This is a genomic window from Nitratireductor lacus (assembly GCF_056431025.1).
Genome location: NZ_JBWKMB010000053.1, coordinates 1 through 1908, shown reverse-complemented (window position 1 = coordinate 1908; position 1908 = coordinate 1). Strand labels below are relative to the sequence as shown.

Sequence of the window (1908 nt, the reverse complement as noted above, 5' to 3'; positions counted from 1 at the left end):
ACAGTTTTCGATCCCGATGGCCTCCTTGACGATCTGAAGAAAGCGTTTGCAGAGCGCGTTCTGAACGTCGAATTGGATCATCATCTTGGCGGCGATGATGAAGCCGGCAACCGCCGCAACGGCCAGCCGGGCGGGATCGGCACGCTTGACCACATAGTGATGATAGGTGGATGGGGCGATCGGCAGCACACGGCAGATCGGCTCGACCCCGTATTCCCCACGGTGATCGTTGATGAAGGCGATCATCGCTTGAATGGGCGGTCGAGCTCCGCCTGGGCAAAATAAGCGGAAGCCGTGCGCAGGATCTCATTGGCTTGCCGCAACTCGCAGTTCTCGCGCTCCAGGGCCTTCAGCTTTTCGGCAACGTCGGAGGGAACGCCGGCGCGCACGCCGCTGTCCACCTCCGCCTTCTTGACCCATTCATTGAGAGTCTGCGCCGTGCAGCCGATCTTGGCCGCGATCGACGATATGGCCGCCCAACGCGAGGTGCTCCCCCTCGTGATCCAAAACCATCCGAACCGCGCGGGCCCGGACCTCAGATGAAAATCGATTTGTCGTATTGCTCATGATGGCTCCACCTTCTCAAGAGTTGGAGCCTCCGGCAATCCCGGCGCGTGTGTGGATGCCCCCGGATTTGCAAGGGGTTTCTTCCGACTTCTTTTTGCAGCACGGTGGCTTCTATCGGTCGTGTGTCAGGCCTCTGATCGCGGCCTGCGCCACGGGGCCGGTATGCAGTTCGAAGAACAGGGTCCACATCGGTTCAGAGAGCTTTGTGCTCGAGCGCCGGGACTGGTTCTCCCCGTCCTGAACATTGAAGTCCTTGCCGCATAGGTCGTCAGTCGATCTCCTTGCCGGGGTCAAACGACCCCGAGGCACTTGCCGTTTCCCTCCGCCAGGAGGTGACCGCTCACGCCATCCGGTAATTCTGCTCCCTGGTCATGATTGCCCAGATGATCCGGGCCATCTTGTTCGCCAGCGCGACGGCGGCAACCATGCGCGGCTTGCGTCCGACAAGCTGTCCGAGCCTGCTGTCAGGAGTGACGCCCTTGCGCACGATCCAGCGAATCCGGCTCATGGCGCCAACGATCAACAGCTTGCGTATATCGGCCTGTCCCATCTTGCTGACCCCGCCCAGTCGCGTCTTGCCGCCTGTCGACCGTTACTTTGGGACGAGACCGAGCCAAGCGGCGAAATTCCTGCCGCTCGAGAAGGTGTGCAGATCGGGCGCGAAGGCCATCACTGCGCCAGCCGTCACCGGCCCCACCCCGATCGGTGCCGCAGACTGGAAGCTTCGCTTGGCGAGGTCAATCGCCAGAATATGCACGTGTGACATGGTCTCCTCCTTCGAAAGCGCCACCAAGGCGCAGATGGCATCATACGATGCCGGACGAAGGGGGCATCCACATGGGGTAATCGCGGGAGCGAGTTGCCCCTGGAAGTCATTCGTAGTCTTGGAGGGTGGCTGTTCCCCGATAGGATATCTCACTTTGCATCCTTGGCGAAATACGCGGTGGCTTTTTTTAAGATGTCGCGTTCCTCGGTGACGCGCGCCAGCTCCTTCTTCAGACGACGTATCTCTGCCGCCTGATCCCCATCGCTTCCTGATGGCTTCGAGAACTTCTTCTTCCATGCATAGAGCGAGTGTTGGCTCACGCCCAACCGCTGCGACACCTCCGCAACCGGATAGCCCCGCTCGGTGATCTGAGCGACAGCATCGCGCTTGAACTCATCACTGAAATTGCTGGTCCCCATCATGGCCTCCTTGCCTCAAATTTAGGGAAGAAGGCGTCCACAAATCTAGGGGCTATTCATTCTGAACGTCGAATTGGATCATCATCTTGGCGGCGATGTTGAAGCCGGCAACCGCCGCAACGGCTACGGCAAGAAGACGGTGACGACAGATAGCAG

Annotated in this window: 2 protein-coding genes, 3 pseudogenes and 1 other annotated feature; of the genes and pseudogenes, 1 reads left to right on the top strand and 4 read right to left on the bottom strand. The window is 59.7% G+C overall.

The features are described 5' to 3' along the window. Positions 1-123 (top strand): annotated as a pseudogene (locus tag AC07E3_RS21360) (IS256 family transposase); the annotation flags it as partial. Between the two features lie 2 nt (positions 124-125). Here AC07E3_RS21360 and AC07E3_RS21355 read toward each other — a convergent pair. The 4 genes and pseudogenes from AC07E3_RS21355 to AC07E3_RS21340 form a co-directional block, all read right to left on the bottom strand. Then, positions 126-567: pseudogene (locus AC07E3_RS21355) on the bottom strand (transposase); the annotation flags it as partial. After that, positions 172-288, bottom strand: a sequence feature (AL1L pseudoknot). Its footprint overlaps the pseudogene before it by 117 nt. Before the next feature lie 340 nt (positions 568-907). Then, positions 908-1117, bottom strand: coding sequence for a hypothetical protein (locus AC07E3_RS21350; protein WP_478364731.1), 210 nt, complete (start codon positions 1115-1117; stop codon positions 908-910). Between the two features lie 42 nt (positions 1118-1159). Next, positions 1160-1333 (bottom strand): transposase, encoded by a 174-nt coding sequence (locus tag AC07E3_RS21345; protein ID WP_478364733.1) that lies wholly within the window; start codon positions 1331-1333, stop codon positions 1160-1162. 144 nt (positions 1334-1477) lie between these two features. Beyond that, a pseudogene (locus tag AC07E3_RS21340) lies at positions 1478-1755 on the bottom strand (transposase); the annotation flags it as partial. Positions 1756-1908 lie beyond the last annotated feature (153 nt).

What these genes read in the sequence shown, in the direction of transcription:
- AC07E3_RS21345 (WP_478364733.1), bottom strand. Translation starts at nt 1,333, where the DNA reads ATGTCACACGTGCATATTCTGGCGATTGACCTCGCCAAGCGAAGCTTC.
- AC07E3_RS21350 (WP_478364731.1), bottom strand. Translation starts at nt 1,117, where the DNA reads ATGGGACAGGCCGATATACGCAAGCTGTTGATCGTTGGCGCCATGAGC.